The sequence below is a fragment of the Cytobacillus sp. QJM3NY_8 genome, assembly GCF_056173585.1.
Map to the genome: position 1 here is coordinate 4,237,806 of NZ_CM149681.1, position 15,249 is coordinate 4,253,054.

Genomic DNA, 15,249 nt, shown 5'->3' on the forward strand with positions numbered 1-15,249 from the left:
AGGCTGCTCTCTTTCCGCGGGCGGGCGGTGAGCCTCCTCGACGCTGCGCGTCTGCGGGGTCTCACCTGTCCCGCTACTCCTGCAGGAGTCTCGCACCTTCCGCTACAATCAACTCAGTAATTAATAATTAAACAATTGAATATGATTTGGACTGCTGGGAAGTACGCTGTGTTCCTCTTGGGAATGCCGTTGTTCCCGTCCGGGCAAGCTCTTTGATTCCATAAGGTTTAATAAGTTCAATGAAAGCTTCTACTTTATCAGATTCACCTGTAATCTGAACAGTCATGCTATCCTTGCTGACATCTATGACAGAAGCTCTAAAAGGTTCAATCAAAGAGTATATTTCATTTCTTGTATAAGGGACCGCCTGAACTTTTATGAGGGCGAGCTCCCTTGCCACTATCGACTGATCCGTGATATCAGTCACTTTTATCACATCGATTTGCTTGTTTAGCTGTTTCGTAATTTGTTCACTGGCACTGGAGTCCTCAACATGGACCACACAAGTGATGCGCGACATCCCTTCATGTTCAGACAGCCCAACTGAAATGCTTTCGATATTAAAGTTTCTTTTAGAAAATAAATTCGTGATTCTGTTTAGCACACCCGGCCGATTCATAACAGTCAGGCATATGACTCTTTTCATGGTTTTACACCTGCCATTTCATGAAGTCCTTTTCCAGGCGCAATCATCGGATACACGTTTTCATCCGGATCCACCCGGAAGTCGATAAGTACTGGTTCGCGGTTATGAAGCACTTCATCCAATAACTCTTCAGCTTCTTCTTCAGATTGAATGACATATCCTTTTATTCCGTAGGCTTCTGCCAATTTTACGAATGATGGCTGTACTGGAATTTTGCTGTGAGAGAAACGGGATTCATAAAATATCTCCTGCCATTGCCGGACCATGCCAAGGGCCATATTATTAAAAATGATAATTTTCACCGGCAGGTTCATTTCCTGTATAATGGCAAGCTCCTGCGTTGACATTTGGAACCCTCCATCTCCGCAAATAGCGAGTACGCATGCTTCCGGGTCGGCCAGCTGAGCTCCGATGCTGGCAGGGAAACCAAATCCCATTGTACCAAGCCCTCCTGATGTCACCCACCTGTCTGCCTTATTAAAGCGGTAGTATTGGGCTGCCCACATTTGATGCTGTCCTACGTCTGTTACGACGATGGCATTCCCTTCCGTTTTTGAATGAAGCATTTCCATGACTTTCTGGGGCTTCAATCGTCCAGACTCTTTATCATAGAAATATGGATATTCCTCCTGCCACCCCATGATGGTTTCCATCCATTCTTTATGGGCCGGCGGTTTTCCATCCTGCAGAATCAGCTGCTCTAGAGCTTCTTTTGCATCTGCGACAATCGGAATGGAAGTCGGAACGTTCTTGCCGATTTCAGCAGGATCAATATCAATATGGGCGACTGTTGCATGTGGTGCAAAATGCTGTAAGTTTCCAGTTAATCTGTCATCAAATCGGGCTCCAATATTTATCAGCAAGTCACATTCTGTAAGTCCCATATTGGCTGCATAACAGCCATGCATCCCTGCCATTCCGATAAATAATGGATGATCTGCCGGGAACCCGCCGAGGCCCAGGAGTGTGTGAATAATAGGAATTTGCTGCTGCTCCGCATACTCTTTTAATTCTTTGGATGCTCTTCCATGAAGCACGCCCGCACCAGCCAGGATGACAGGCTTTTTCGATCGGCTGACCGCTTCAGTTAATTTCCTTATTTGCAGGTAATTTGGTTTTAATGTCGGCTGATATCCCGGCAGATTCACTTCCTTTTCTTCCTCAGGCTGATCTGAAACTCCCGCAGCGATGTCTTTAGGTATATCGATCAGTACTGGTCCTGGCCTGCCGGTTGAAGCTATATAAAAAGCTTCTTTAACAATTCTCGGGATATCTTCAATGCTGCGGACCTGATAATTGTATTTTGTAATTGGAGTGGTTATCCCCAGGATATCTGCCTCCTGAAAGGCGTCTGATCCAATGACTCCCGTTGCCACCTGGCCTGTAAAAACAATCAGCGGAAGTGAATCCATCATTGCGTCCGCAAGCCCGGTAACAATATTAGTGGCTCCTGGGCCTGAAGTGGCAATTACAACGCCCGGCTTTCCAGATATCCGGGCATACCCTTCAGCAGCATGAATTCCTCCCTGTTCATGACGCGGCAGCACATGAAGAATCTCTGAATGATACAGTTTGTCGTAGAGTGGAAGAACAGCTCCTCCAGGATAACCAAAAATCACTTCAACATTTTCTTTCTCCAAGGCTCTTAATAACAGATCAGCACCGGTGACAGGATGTGTCTCCGTTTTTGTTTCTGTTAAGGCAGCTTCCTGCAGCATTTGTTGATAACCTCCTCATGTTTATATAATTCCAATATAAAAAGCCCTTCCACCCCTAAAGACACCTATCGATTGTAGGTATAAGGGATGAAAAGGCTTTGATAACCTGTTCCACGGTACCACCCTGATTCACGCTTATAGTGCGTGCACTCATGAACAGCCAAATGCTGTCCGTTTTGATAACGGGTGAAGAACACCCGGCAGCCCCTAATCGATCATCTTTCAGGACTGCGCTCAGAGGTGAGTTCATTTTAAGAGGGCATTACCGGTTTTCAGCAGGTCCGGCTCTCTGTGAATGCCTGTCATAAAACTACTTATCCTCTTCTACGCTTTTCATATTCTGATTTCAACCTCATTACACTAACGCTTTAAACCGTTGAATTATTAAATAAAAAAAACCCAAGAAGCTTATTACAAGAATGTTTTCACTAAGATGAAGGTTATAATTCTATTTAACTTAAAGGTGTGAATTTCTTATATTGAGGACTATCTTACGCCCATTTTTATCAGCCGTCAACACCCTTTTTATGAATTATTTGATAATTTCGATTAGTCTGTTTTTGTGTATCCGCTTACATTGTTGATATATTCACATTCTCTGGGACAAAAAAATTTTAGATAATTTTTTTATGAAGGGGTATGACAGCTGAAATCGGTTTAAATTTAAGAGGTTTTAAAATGGCTTAAGTACTGAAGGTTCCACTGGCAGACTACTGTTATTAAAACTAAATTAAAAATAAAAAAACTCACCAAAAAGGTGAGTAAGAATTCGGTAAGATATGTAGTGCTGCCAGATGTGTAAATGGCGTCCCAGGAGAGATTCGAACTCCCGACCGACGGCTTAGAAGGCCGTTGCTCTATCCAGCTGAGCTACTGGGACGTATTGAATATTTTTTCTTGATTGAGATTAATTAACTCAACGACAAGATTTATTATATTAAACAAATGTTAAGAAGTCAACACTTTGTAAGATATTTTTTTATTATTGAGGGAAGACTGGCTTCCCTCAGTTATTATATTCAAATTACTCGCTTTTTACCAGTGAAAAATTTTGTGTCAGTTCAGGAATTTTCCCATTAGATAAGTCATACACATCCAGTGTAACATCCTTTCCCCTGGCTTCCAGTATGACATATGTTTTTTCCTTTCTTCCTCTGGGCAGCCATATGCTTCCGGGGTTAATAAATAATATCCCATCGGACATTTCAGCTCCCAGACCGTGTGAATGGCCAAAGCATACGATATCTGCTTCCATTTCACGTGCCTTGTATGATAGATTCATTAAGGTAGACTTAACGGAATATCTGTGGCCGTGTGTGACGAAAAAGCGGAGTCCCCCAGCTTCTTCTACTCTATCCTCCGGGAACGCTGCCTCAAAGTCACAATTTCCTCTTACAGCAGCGTAGCCTCTTAATGAGTCATGATCTGCCTGAAGCTCAGAATCTCCGCAATGAATCATCAAATCCATATCAGGATGCATTTCGCGGATTTGGCTGAGTTCAGAGGTTAACCCATGGCTATCACTGACTATCAGAACCTTCATGAGTTCTCAGCTCCGGTCACAAAAGAAGGAAGCAGCTCCTCCAGCTTTTTGAGAGCATTCGCCCTATGGCTGATCTGGCTTTTTTCCTCCGGCATTAATTCAGCCATTGCTTTGTTTTTTTCTTCTGTAAAGAAAATAGGATCATAGCCAAATCCATTAGTCCCTCTTTTTTCTCTTAAGATATGGCCTTCACAAGTTCCTGCAACTGTTACAGTAGTTTTTCCGGGTGCAGCGATTGCAAGAGCACAATAGAACCGCGCCTGCCGCTTATGATCCGGAATACTTTCGAGCTCATCCAGAACCTTTTCCATGTTTTTCTGGTCGTTTTTTTCTTCTCCTGCATAGCGGGCTGAATAGATGCCTGGCTTTCCTCCAAGCGCATCAATGATCAATCCTGAATCATCGGCAATTACCATTCTTCCAAAAGCTTCAGAAACGGCTTCCGCTTTCAGAATGGCATTCTCTTCAAACGTGCTTCCTGTTTCCTCTACATCGTGAAAATCAGGATAATCCAGCAGCGTTTTAACTTCATACCCAAGAGGTTTGAACATCCGTTCAAACTCTCTGGCTTTGCCTGCATTTTTAGTAGCGATAATCACTTCCTGCATGCTATGACCTCCCCTCCAGCTTTTCTCTTTTACTTAGAATACTTTCTGTGATTTTCTCTCCAAGCGCAGCCTTTTGAAACTCAAACAGCTCTGATATCCCTTCCTGTGCAGCACCCAGCATTTCCTGCAGCTGGGTATAAGAAAAAGTCGCTTCTTCTCCCGTTCCCTGAAGCTCCACAAACTCACCGCTGCCAGTCATAACGACATTCATATCTACTTCCGCTGAGGAGTCTTCAATATAATTCAAATCCACTGCAGCCTGCTTATTTTTAAGAATTCCCACGCTTGTGGCAGCAAGGAAATCATTGATTGGGTAGTGAGCAAGCTTCTTGCTGCTGTACAGTTTATCCATCGCCTGTGACATAGCGACAAAGGCTCCTGTAATAGATGCTGTCCGGGTCCCTCCATCCGCCTGGATTACGTCGCAATCAAGCCAAACCGTTCTTTCGCCAAGCGCATCAAGATCCACCACTGCGCGGAGAGCACGGCCGATCAGACGCTGGATTTCCATTGTTCTACCTGAGATTTTCCCTTTTGCCGATTCCCTGATGTTTCTCTGTTCGGTTGCTCTTGGAAGCATGGAATATTCAGCTGTTATCCAGCCTTTCCCCTGTCCCCTCATAAAAGGAGGGACCCTCTCATCGATACTTGCTGTGCAAATCACCTTCGTGTCTCCCACAGTTATAAGCACAGAGCCCTCAGGATGCTTTAAGTAATCTGATTCAATATGTATAGGCCTAAGCTGCTTCGGTTCACGTCCATCTGCACGCATAAGCTGATTCCCCCTTCTTTTCCATATGTAAAAAAATAATTTATCCAGAGCATCGCCCTAAGTATGTTTTTGTCCAGGTACATTGGCATGCCTTCATTTTACCAACAAAGAAGAGGCGGCATTAAATGCCAACCTCTTTTTCCTGTTATTATATAGTATAACAAAATCTGCTCTATTAAAAACTTTCTGTATTCACATTTTCAGGACGGGTTACAGGCTCAGATAGTTTTTGGCCATCCTCATTGACAATCTCTGCTTTGCCATCGACTGTGACAGCCACGCTTTCGATGCCCTTTTGTTCTGTCAGTGAAAGGACAAGTGTATTCAGCAAGTGCTTGGAAATCATTTTCTCTTCGAAGCTGCTGAAAACATTCTCATTGAAGTTTAATGTGACTTTTCCTTCTTCAACTTTTGGAGCCTCAAGCAGCTCTACATCCGGAAGGAAGTCTGTCACCAGATTGGAAGCATAGTTCGGCCCCTTTATCAGTTCGGATACAACCGCTTCAACTTTATTGTCCATATCATTGCTGACACGCTTGGTGACAGGCACGTAATAATAGTTTTCTTCATCCCCGCCCAGATAATAAACGGTAACCGGCTTCGTATTCGTGATATCCACTACTTCCGTTGTATCCATGTTTATTCCATTGGCTCTGCTTAACGCCGAACTGACCGGAGTGCCATTCACAGGCATCTCCTTTAATTCATGTCCGTTTAATGTCAGCTTAACTTTATCAATGGAATCAAATTGTGTAAGTGTCCAGGTTACTGATTGGAGAATTTTCTTTTCATCCTCCTTAGCATATTCCTTAAATTCTTTTGAAAAATCGACGGTTGCAACTTTATCTTTAATATTTACCGAAACTTTTGTATCAGCCGGAAGGACTGCACGGAAATCATTAGGAAGAAATTCTGTAACAGGACCGTTTTCTACCAGGTATTCTAACGCCTGTGTAGCAACTGAATTAGTTTTTGGCAAGTCAATAGTCTGGGGAACGACATACCCGTTCTTATCAATCAAGTAAAGCTCTGTTTTAAGATTTGCCGTAACACCCTCTTCATTTTCGGCTGTTTCTTTTCCAGCTGTTTCTTCGGCTACACTCTCGCCTTCATCGGTATAAGATACTGCTTTTGGCGGATCGACCTTTTCCTTCCCCTGGCTTCCGAACAATCCGCATCCTGATAATAGAACAGATGATACCAGCACAGCTGACACTATAGACGTTTTTTTATTTATAGACATACATAATCCCCCCTGAGACAGTTTGTACTACATGTATACGAGCCTATCTGAAATTTAGACCGGCTTTTGGGATAAAAGTGTTAATAGATTTTTGACAAATTTGGACAAACCGAAAGAAAGGTTTGAAATGGCATCCATTAAAAAAGAAGCCCCCATAAGGAGCTTCTTTGTCATATTTGTTTCTGCAGTTCATCTTTTACCAGGACGGCTTTGATTTTAAAATAATCTATTTCTTCCGGAAGTTCTTCTTTGATTGGTTTAAGTTTGTCTCTTCCAGCTTTTTCAGCAGCCTGTAAAACGAGCTTTTCTTCAGTTTCATTGAATATTTCTGACCAGTCAATTACATTGCCTTCTCTGACAGAGCGAAATATATGCTCTTGAATTGTTATCGGTGAGAAATTTCGCTTTTTGGCTATTTCTCTTATTGAATCTCCATCCTTGTAATAGTCAAAGGAAATCAGGTAGCTTGGGCGATCATCTATTGGTTCCTCTGTTTTTGAAGGTGCTTCTGCAGCCGGATTAGGCGAAATATTATGTTCTTCGGCAAACTCTCTGATAGCCTGGATAAAGTCTTCCCCATACTTTTCATACTTCATTTGCCCTACACCTTTAATATTTAACATCATTTCCTTGCTGACTGGAAAATACCGGCTCATTTCTTTTAATGATGCATCAGCAAATACTACGAAAGGAGGGACATTTTCCTCATCTGCAAACTTTTTCCTGAGCTTTCTCAGCATCTCGAAGAGCTCAATGTTTTCATCTGTTTCCTGAACAGGCACCGGTTCGCTTATTTTCATAAATAATCTTTTCTGCCCCTTCAACACGGGAACCGCACTGGCTGACAGCCTTACTGTTGGATATTTCCCATCTGTTAAAGCCAGATAGTCCTCGGCCAGAAGATAGTTTATCATATCAGCAATCTCTTTTTCTTTGCGGTTTTTCAGCAATCCAAATGTTGAAAGTTTATTAAAATTCATTTCGCGGATTCTCTTATTATTGGAGCCTTTTAAAACCTGGGCTGTCAAAGTAATGCCAAATCTTTCTCCCATCCGCTTAATGCATGAGAAAATCATTAATGCTTCCTGAGTAATATCCATGCTTGTCCGTTCATCCAGACAGCTGCTGCATTTGCCGCATCGAATAGGATCGGCATTTTCATCAAAATATTCAATGATATAGGACTGGAGACATTTTTCTGTATGGCAGTAATTCACCATATCCTTTAGCTTGCTGTATTCCTGCTCCATTTTTTGTTGATTCAGACTGCTCTCCTCTATCAAAAACTTCTGCAGCTGGATATCCTGAGGGGCAAACAGCAGGTAGCATGTACTATCCACGCCATCTCTGCCAGCCCTCCCCGCTTCCTGATAATAGGCTTCAATGTTCCGCGGAAGATTATAGTGGATGACAAATCTGACATTGGATTTATCAATCCCCATTCCAAAAGCATTCGTGGCGATCATAATGTCTGATTCATCGTATACAAAGGAATTCTGTGCTTCTTTTCGTTCTTCTTCCTTTAAGCCTGCATGATACTTGGCAGCTGAGCAGTTCTTGCTTTTTAAAAATTGGTACAGCTGGTCCGTTTCCTTGCGGCTTGAAGTATATATAATTCCCGCTTCGTTTTTATGTTTCTTTATGGTCTGCAATATAAAGTCCCTTTTGTTAACACCTTTCAAAACGTGGAAAGATAAATTCTCCCTTGCAAAACCGGTAATAAACGTATGTTCCTCTCCTATGTTTAAAAGCCTGCGAATATCCTCTGCGACGTCACGTGTTGCTGTTGCTGTCAAAGCAGCGATTACAGGTTTCTGGTACAGGCTGTTTAGCTCTTCGACAACGGAACGATAACTTGGTCTGAAATCATGTCCCCATTGAGAGATGCAGTGCGCCTCATCAAAGACGATAGCACTAATTGAAATATCGTTTAATAATTCCAAAAAGGCCATGGAACCAAATCGTTCCGGCGCCACATACACGAGCTTATATTCACCATTGCGTATTCCGGCCATAACATGCTGATACTCAGCTGAAGACAGCGTGCTGTTGATAAAAGCAGCCGGGATGCCGGCAAGGCTAAGAGCATCTACTTGATCTTTCATCAGGGAAATTAAGGGAGAGATCACAATGGCCGTTCCGGGGAGTACAAGAGCGGGTATTTGGAAGCAGATTGACTTTCCGCCTCCAGTTGGGAGAATGCCAAGAGTATTGTTTTGAGAAAGGATATTTTGAATAATATCCTGTTGGCCAGGGCGGAAAGAGGTATATCCAAAATATTTTTTCAGATAGTTTTCGGCTTGTGCCAGCAAATTGATCACCAACTCAACTAATATAATTTGTCTATCATTCTCATGATACCAAAGCTTTTTTAAAATGTAATCCTAAAAGAAAAGCGGAAGCGCCTTGCCCGCGAAGGAACGCAGACTAAGAACGCCACGTCCTGTGGCAACGTCTGCATGACCCCCATCCTGGGGGCCTCACCTCGAGGGGCTGGGCAAGGCGCTGGAGCTAGACAGTTATCCGCGTTCAAAATTTTATACTTATCTTAAAAAAACACCTTCTGAAAAAGTTCAGAAGATGTCTGCATTTATTAAAGCGATATTTTTTCTACGGTATTTACGGGAGACCCCAGCCATTTTGAAGCAATTTTAGAAAAAATGGCTGTTGAGCCCGTTGTGCAGAATTTATATTCAGGGTTCTCAGCAACAGCTTTTAGCATTCCATAGTGATGCAGAATGGTACTTGCTTCCCTTGCTGTTTCCTCACCGGAACTGATGACATTTACGTCTTTTCCCATTACATTTTTTATAATTGGTTCTAATAAAGGATAATGGGTACACCCGAGAATGAGTGTATCCATTCCTTTGCCTTTAATAGGCTGAAGAGTCTCAGCCACGATTTTTTTGGCAACAGAGCCTTCATACTCCCCGCTCTCTACAAGAGGAACGAATTTAGGGCATGCCAGACTATGCACATCAGATCTCCTGTTTAACTGAATCAGCGCATTTTCATATGCCTTGCTTCTGACTGTGCCTTCTGTGCCAATGACACCAATTTTATGATTTTTTGTTACTTTTATAGCTGTTCTGGCCCCAGGGAAAATGACACCGATAACCGGTATCGTGAGTTCCCTGCGTATTTCTTCAAGGGCTACAGCAGTAGCAGTATTACAGGCAATGATCAGCATTTTAATATTTCTTTCAAGCAAGTATTTCGTCATTTGCCAGGTAAAAGATTTTACCTCGTCTCCAGGCCGGGGGCCATAGGGGCATCGGGCTGTATCTCCAAGGTAAACAATATCTTCATTTGGCAGCTGCCGCATGATTTCTTTTGCGACTGTTAAGCCTCCGACTCCGGAGTCAATAATTCCTATAGGTTGTTTCACAAGTACCGCCTCATTCTCCTCGCATATCATGGTGTAATTTCATTAAGTTATCTTTTAGGAACAAGACCTCATTATGTGAAGAATTTTTTAAAACTTCTTTTAGATAATCCTGGCGTTTTTTTATAACTTCTTCAATAATCCGTTCTCCTTCTTCAAGCAGGTGGATCCTGACCACTCTTCGGTCATTTGGGTCTTTAACCCTCTTCACAAGGGTGTTTTTCTCCATTCGGTCAACAAGATCTGTTGTCGTGCTGCATGCAAGATACATTTTGTTTGATAGCTCACCGATGGTCATATCGCCTTCTTCAAAAAGCCATTGCAATGCAACAAACTGAGGAGGGGTAATGGTGAAATCACTTAGAATTTCCCTTCCCTTCTGCTTGATAATGCCGGATATGTATCTTAAGTCTTTCTCAATTTCAGCTACAACATCATTTATTTCATTTGTTTTAGGATCTTCAAGCTTCATTCTTAAACACTCCCATTTAAGCTTATACGACGTTTTCTGCCCTTGTGCATTTATTTTCACCTTTTTCCGTATAAATTTCAAGATAGAAATAAAACCAATAATGAAAAACCCCTTTATAAATGTGATAACCGGCTTCCCAGAAGGATAGCCGGTCTAAATTAAAGTTCTAGCTCTCCCATTCGAAGGAGCTCTACAACAGCTTGTGATCGCCCCTTTACACCAAGCTTTTGCATGGCATTGGAAATGTGGTTCCGAACCGTTTTTTCACTTATAAACAATTCACCAGCGATTTCCCTTGTTGTTTTATCTTGTACTAACAATTCGAATACTTCTCTTTCTCGTTTGGTGAGTAACGGCTTGTGAGTATATTCATTCTCCTTCAAGTATTGTAACCCTCCTTGCCTTTCGCCAGCTATGAACCGCGGGATGGGTATATATTTAGTCACCATATCATATGTCAGCAAAACAGCCGAAGTGACTATATTTAGTGAAAGGAGAAAGTTATTTTCAAAAATGTGCCATTTGTGCCGCTAGGCTCGGACTTTAACCCCGCTTTTCAGCATTTCTTTCATCTCTGCGGTCCAAGGCACACCCTTGCCTGTCACCTTTGATATCTGCACCATCGTGCCCCTGCCGGTGAAGCAAACTGAACCGTCTGATTTCTTGCCCATATAATGAAGATCAACAGAAGAATTACCTATCGAAGCAGCTTTTACATAAATTTGTATCTCTTCATCAAAGAAAACCTGGCAGATAAAATCGCATTGGAGGTCTGCTACGACTGGTATGGTTTCATTATTATGTTTTACCCAGTCCTGCATAAAGCCTTTGCTTTTGAAAAATTCTATCCGTGCTTCTTCATAATATGTGAATGGAACGGTATTGTTCAAATGTCCAAACATATCTGTTTCAGAAAATCTGACTTTTACTGGATGGAAGAAAATGAATTCTTCTTCCCATTTTTTAAAATCGTCAATATAGCTCAATTTTTTCATGGCAGTTCCTCCCGGCTATTAATGAATGAGCGCTCACTCTGTTATATTTCATTATAGTGTTTTTGGAATTATTTGAAAACCTTTCAGCATGTGTTAAAATATTATGCCTCTAATCAAATTTATGGAAAATTACTTCTCCCCGTTGATTTTCCGTTCCAGGTAATCAAGCTTTCCCACGGGGCTGCCGACGCTTCGCGTCTGCGGCCCTCCCATGGTACGCTACTTGCGAAGGACGTTGAATAAACTTCCTTGAATCCACACCGCATGAAGAAAATGCCATGCATTTTCGAGGATCTCGCGCCTTCCACTCCACTCAGCTCAGTGGTTAAATTTAATTAGCTGCTCAAAGAAATAAATTATACGAATATAGCCTAAAAAACCCCTCTCCAAAAAGGAAAGGGGTTTTAAGATGTTTAGATCTGATCGCTTCCAAAGAAATTTTTGAAAGACTGGAATGTTGTATCGCGGTTAAGTGCCGCAATGGATGTTGTTAAAGGAATGCCTTTCGGGCAGGACTGTACGCAGTTTTGAGAGTTTCCGCAGTTGGCTAGTCCGCCATCACCCATAATTTGCTCCAGGCGTTCTGCTTTATTCATTTCACCAGTTGGGTGAGCATTGAACAAACGAACCTGTGATAAAGGAGCTGGCCCAATAAAGTCAGATTTGCTGTTTACATTCGGGCATGCTTCCAGACAAACACCGCATGTCATGCACTTTGACAATTCATATGCCCATTGGCGCTTTCTCTCAGGCATACGCGGTCCTGGTCCCAAATCATAAGTACCATCGATCGGAATCCACGCTTTAACCTTTTTCAAGGAGTCAAACATACGGCTTCTGTCTACCTGCAGGTCACGGACTACAGGGAACGTGCGCATCGGCTCAAGACGGATCGGCTGTTCCAGCTGATCTACAAGAGCCGTGCAGGACTGGCGGGGCTTTCCATTAATAATCATTGAACATGCACCGCAGACTTCTTCAAGACAGTTCATATCCCATGCGATTGGAGTAGTATGTTCACCCTTCACGTTGACCGGATTACGGCGAATTTCCATAAGGGCAGAAATAACATTCATATTTGGACGGTAATCTATTTCAAACTCTTCCTGATAAGGGGCTGAATCAGGAGTATCCTGGCGGCTGATTACAAAACGGACTGTTTTAGTTTTTGTTTCTTGCATGGATTAATTCTCCCCTTTCTTTTTAGAATAGTCACGCTTACGCGGTTTTATTAAGCTTACATCAATGTCTTCGTAATGGAATGCAGGAGCGGAATTTGCATCAACAAACTTCGCCATTGTTGTTTTCATGAATTCCTCATCGTTACGCTCTGGGAAATCCGGCTTATAGTGTGCACCGCGGCTTTCATTACGGTTGTATGCACCAATTGTAATAACACGAGCCAATTGAAGCATATTCTGCAATTGGCGGGTAAAGCTTGCACCCTGATTGCTCCACTTCGCAGTGTCATTAATATTGATGTTTTTATAGCGCTCCATAAGTTCAACAATTTTTTCATCTGTTTTCAAAAGCCTGTCATTGTGGCGTACAACCGTTACATTATCTGTCATCCATTCACCAAGCTCTTTATGAAGGACATATGCATTCTCTGTGCCATCAAGAGACATAATATTATTCCATTTTTCTTCTTCCTGTTTTACGTGGCGGTCAAATAATGATGATGGCAGATCTTCAGCACTCTTATCAAGGCCGCTGATATATTTGACAGCATTCGGACCTGCTACCATACCGCCGTAAATGGCTGATAGAAGGGAGTTTGCACCCAGACGGTTGGCACCATGCTGTGAATAATCACATTCACCTGCAGCAAATAGGCCAGGAATATTCGTCATCTGATCATAGTCCACCCATAGTCCGCCCATTGAATAGTGGACAGCAGGGAAGATTTTCATTGGCACTTTACGCGGGTCTTCACCCTGGAATTTTTCATAGATTTCAATAATTCCGCCAAGCTTAATATCAAGCTCTTTAGGATCTTTATGGGAAAGATCAAGATAGACCATGTTTTCCCCATTAATGCCAAGCTTCTGGTTAACACACACGTCAAAAATTTCACGGGTTGCAATATCACGAGGCACCAGGTTTCCATAAGCAGGATATTTCTCTTCAAGGAAATACCATGGTTTGCCATCTTTATATGTCCAAACTCGTCCGCCTTCACCACGCGCAGATTCACTCATTAGACGAAGCTTATCGTCTCCCGGAATAGCGGTTGGATGAATTTGAATAAATTCTCCATTTGCATAATAAGCACCCTGCTGATAAACAATCGAGGCAGCTGAGCCTGTGTTAATAACAGAGTTAGTGGATTTCCCGAAGATAATTCCAGGTCCGCCGGATGCCATAATAACGGCGTCAGCAGCAAAAGACTTGATCTCCATAGAAGTCAGGTTCTGGGCAACGACACCCTTACAAGCTCCATCATCGTCGATTACTACCCCTAGGAATTCCCAGCCTTCGTACTTTGTTACTAAGCCTGCAACTTCATGGCGGCGGACCTGCTCGTCCATCGCGTAAAGAAGCTGCTGACCTGTCGTAGCACCAGCGAATGCTGTACGGTGATGCTGTGTACCGCCAAAGCGGCGGAAGTCAAGCAGCCCTTCAGGGGTACGGTTGAACATAACACCCATACGGTCAAATAAGTGAATAATTCCTGGTGCTGCCTCTGCCATCGCTTTAACAGGCGGCTGGTTTGCCAGGAAGTCTCCGCCATAAATTGTATCGTCAAAATGAATCCACGGAGAATCGCCTTCCCCTTTTGTATTTACTGCTCCGTTGATGCCGCCCTGGGCACAAACAGAGTGAGAACGTTTAACCGGCACTAAAGAAAATAATTCAACCGGAGTCCCTGATTCTGCAACTTTAATTGTCGCCATTAAACCGGCTAATCCGCCGCCGACAACTATAACCTTTCCTTTACCCATAGTGACTCACTCCCTAATTACTAGTACAACTTAGAAAAGCGCAGAGCGCCTGCCTATCGCGCTTAAAGCCAGACTGCTTCTCAAAGCTGCAATATTATTGGCACGTTATAAATCCGAAGTCTAATAGTCTTTTATTGTCTTTTAAATGAATGCTGTTAGAGCACGTACACCAACAATAGATAGTGCAATGAATATTCCGATCGTTACATACGTGGAAATAACCTGTGAACGAGGAGATACTGTAATTCCCCAGCTGACAAGGAATGACCAAAGCCCATTAGCAAAGTGGAAAATTGCAGAAATGACTCCAATAATATAGAACCAGAACATAAATGGATTAGATAGGATGTTCTCCATCATCTGAAAGTTAACATCTGCTCCAAAGGCAGCCTGTACACGTGTTTCCCAAACATGCCATGCAACAAAAACCAGTGTAATGACACCTGAAACACGCTGCAGCATAAACATCCAGTTTCGGAAGTATCCATACCTGCTTGCGTTATTTTTTGCAGTAAAAGCAATATAAAGTCCATAGATTGCGTGGAACAGCAAAGGTAGATAGATTACAAACGTTTCAAGGAATATTCTGAATGGAAGACTTTCCATGAAATGCGCTGCATTATTAAAAGATTCCTCTCCCCCTGTTGCAAAATGGTTCACTACAAGGTGCTGCACCAAAAACAAACCAACCGGTATAACCCCAAGTAATGAATGCAATCTGCGATTAAAAAACTCACGATTACCTGCCATAAACTTTCCCCCCCTGATTTTAAAAAAATGATGCTGAGCCCCCGCTCAGGACATCATCTCGAAAATGTTATTCATTTTCTTACAATTATGTGACATGTCCATTTTACTCCCAAGATAATAGAGCGTCAAGAAAACGGATACATAAAATGTTCCATATTAATAAAATTTTTAA

At 42.5% G+C, this 15,249-nt stretch carries 14 protein-coding genes, 1 tRNA gene and 1 other annotated feature; all 15 genes read right to left on the reverse strand.

Annotated features, from left to right (window positions below; all coding sequences use genetic code 11):
• Positions 1 to 127: 127 nt before the first annotated feature.
• Positions 128 to 646, reverse strand: a complete 519-nt coding sequence (ilvN, locus tag AC0VZ9_RS21795) for an acetolactate synthase small subunit (RefSeq protein ID WP_009333175.1) — start codon at positions 644 to 646, stop codon at positions 128 to 130.
• Positions 643 to 2,364 carry an acetolactate synthase large subunit gene (ilvB, locus tag AC0VZ9_RS21800; RefSeq protein WP_217032755.1) on the reverse strand — a complete coding sequence of 574 codons (1,722 nt, stop codon included), beginning with the start codon at positions 2,362 to 2,364 and terminating at the stop codon, positions 643 to 645. Before ilvB ends, ilvN begins: the two co-directional genes overlap by 4 nt.
• Positions 2,365 to 2,444: 80 nt before the next feature.
• Positions 2,445 to 2,700, reverse strand: a binding site (T-box leader).
• Positions 2,701 to 3,167: 467 nt separating this feature from the next.
• Positions 3,168 to 3,244, reverse strand: a tRNA-Arg gene (locus AC0VZ9_RS21805).
• A 144-nt stretch (positions 3,245 to 3,388) separates the two neighbouring features.
• Positions 3,389 to 3,907 carry a metallophosphoesterase gene (locus AC0VZ9_RS21810; RefSeq protein WP_019383250.1) on the reverse strand — a complete coding sequence of 173 codons (519 nt, stop codon included), beginning with the start codon at positions 3,905 to 3,907 and terminating at the stop codon, positions 3,389 to 3,391.
• Positions 3,904 to 4,515 (reverse strand): XTP/dITP diphosphatase, encoded by a 612-nt coding sequence (locus AC0VZ9_RS21815; protein WP_019383251.1) that lies wholly within the window; start codon positions 4,513 to 4,515, stop codon positions 3,904 to 3,906. Before AC0VZ9_RS21815 ends, AC0VZ9_RS21810 begins: the two co-directional genes overlap by 4 nt.
• Before the next feature lies 1 nt (position 4,516).
• Positions 4,517 to 5,287 carry a ribonuclease PH gene (gene rph / locus AC0VZ9_RS21820; protein ID WP_009333179.1) on the reverse strand — a complete coding sequence of 257 codons (771 nt, stop codon included), beginning with the start codon at positions 5,285 to 5,287 and terminating at the stop codon, positions 4,517 to 4,519.
• A 175-nt stretch (positions 5,288 to 5,462) separates the two neighbouring features.
• A complete protein-coding gene (locus AC0VZ9_RS21825; protein ID WP_475396725.1) occupies positions 5,463 to 6,530 on the reverse strand; it encodes a GerMN domain-containing protein in 1,068 nt (355 codons plus the stop codon).
• 170 nt (positions 6,531 to 6,700) lie between these two features.
• Entirely contained in the window at positions 6,701 to 8,842 is a 2,142-nt protein-coding gene (gene recQ, locus AC0VZ9_RS21830) for a DNA helicase RecQ (RefSeq protein ID WP_251174731.1), read from the reverse strand.
• 281 nt (positions 8,843 to 9,123) lie between these two features.
• The gene (gene racE / locus AC0VZ9_RS21835) at positions 9,124 to 9,918 is read right to left on the reverse strand and encodes a glutamate racemase (protein WP_019383254.1); all 795 of its coding nucleotides are present in this window, start codon (positions 9,916 to 9,918) and stop codon (positions 9,124 to 9,126) included.
• A gap of 10 nt (positions 9,919 to 9,928) precedes the next feature.
• The gene (locus AC0VZ9_RS21840) at positions 9,929 to 10,387 is read right to left on the reverse strand and encodes a MarR family winged helix-turn-helix transcriptional regulator (protein WP_009333183.1); all 459 of its coding nucleotides are present in this window, start codon (positions 10,385 to 10,387) and stop codon (positions 9,929 to 9,931) included.
• A gap of 158 nt (positions 10,388 to 10,545) precedes the next feature.
• Positions 10,546 to 10,770: a helix-turn-helix domain-containing protein gene (locus tag AC0VZ9_RS21845; protein WP_009333184.1), complete on the reverse strand. Its 225-nt coding sequence runs from the start codon at positions 10,768 to 10,770 to the stop codon at positions 10,546 to 10,548.
• A 147-nt stretch (positions 10,771 to 10,917) separates the two neighbouring features.
• A complete protein-coding gene (locus AC0VZ9_RS21850; RefSeq protein ID WP_009333185.1) occupies positions 10,918 to 11,382 on the reverse strand; it encodes an acyl-CoA thioesterase in 465 nt (154 codons plus the stop codon).
• Positions 11,383 to 11,795: 413 nt separating this feature from the next.
• Positions 11,796 to 12,563: a succinate dehydrogenase iron-sulfur subunit gene (gene sdhB / locus AC0VZ9_RS21855; protein WP_009333186.1), complete on the reverse strand. Its 768-nt coding sequence runs from the start codon at positions 12,561 to 12,563 to the stop codon at positions 11,796 to 11,798.
• Between the two features lie 3 nt (positions 12,564 to 12,566).
• The gene (gene sdhA / locus AC0VZ9_RS21860) at positions 12,567 to 14,327 is read right to left on the reverse strand and encodes a succinate dehydrogenase flavoprotein subunit (RefSeq protein WP_009333187.1); all 1,761 of its coding nucleotides are present in this window, start codon (positions 14,325 to 14,327) and stop codon (positions 12,567 to 12,569) included.
• A 141-nt stretch (positions 14,328 to 14,468) separates the two neighbouring features.
• The gene (locus AC0VZ9_RS21865; protein WP_009333188.1) at positions 14,469 to 15,077 is read right to left on the reverse strand and encodes a succinate dehydrogenase cytochrome b558 subunit; all 609 of its coding nucleotides are present in this window, start codon (positions 15,075 to 15,077) and stop codon (positions 14,469 to 14,471) included.
• Positions 15,078 to 15,249 lie beyond the last annotated feature (172 nt).

Bases quoted from the DNA above. Each gene is read 5' to 3' on its own strand.
- ilvN (WP_009333175.1), bottom strand. From the start codon at position 646: ATGAAAAGAGTCATATGCCTGACTGTTATGAATCGGCCGGGTGTGCTA.
- ilvB (WP_217032755.1), bottom strand. From the start codon at position 2,364: ATGCTGCAGGAAGCTGCCTTAACAGAAACAAAAACGGAGACACATCCT.
- AC0VZ9_RS21810 (WP_019383250.1), bottom strand. From the start codon at position 3,907: ATGAAGGTTCTGATAGTCAGTGATAGCCATGGGTTAACCTCTGAACTC.
- AC0VZ9_RS21815 (WP_019383251.1), bottom strand. From the start codon at position 4,515: ATGCAGGAAGTGATTATCGCTACTAAAAATGCAGGCAAAGCCAGAGAG.
- rph (WP_009333179.1), bottom strand. From the start codon at position 5,287: ATGCGTGCAGATGGACGTGAACCGAAGCAGCTTAGGCCTATACATATT.
- AC0VZ9_RS21825 (WP_475396725.1), bottom strand. From the start codon at position 6,530: ATGTCTATAAATAAAAAAACGTCTATAGTGTCAGCTGTGCTGGTATCA.
- AC0VZ9_RS21840 (WP_009333183.1), bottom strand. From the start codon at position 10,387: ATGAAGCTTGAAGATCCTAAAACAAATGAAATAAATGATGTTGTAGCT.
- AC0VZ9_RS21850 (WP_009333185.1), bottom strand. From the start codon at position 11,382: ATGAAAAAATTGAGCTATATTGACGATTTTAAAAAATGGGAAGAAGAA.
- sdhB (WP_009333186.1), bottom strand. From the start codon at position 12,563: ATGCAAGAAACAAAAACTAAAACAGTCCGTTTTGTAATCAGCCGCCAG.
- sdhA (WP_009333187.1), bottom strand. From the start codon at position 14,327: ATGGGTAAAGGAAAGGTTATAGTTGTCGGCGGCGGATTAGCCGGTTTA.
- AC0VZ9_RS21865 (WP_009333188.1), bottom strand. From the start codon at position 15,077: ATGGCAGGTAATCGTGAGTTTTTTAATCGCAGATTGCATTCATTACTT.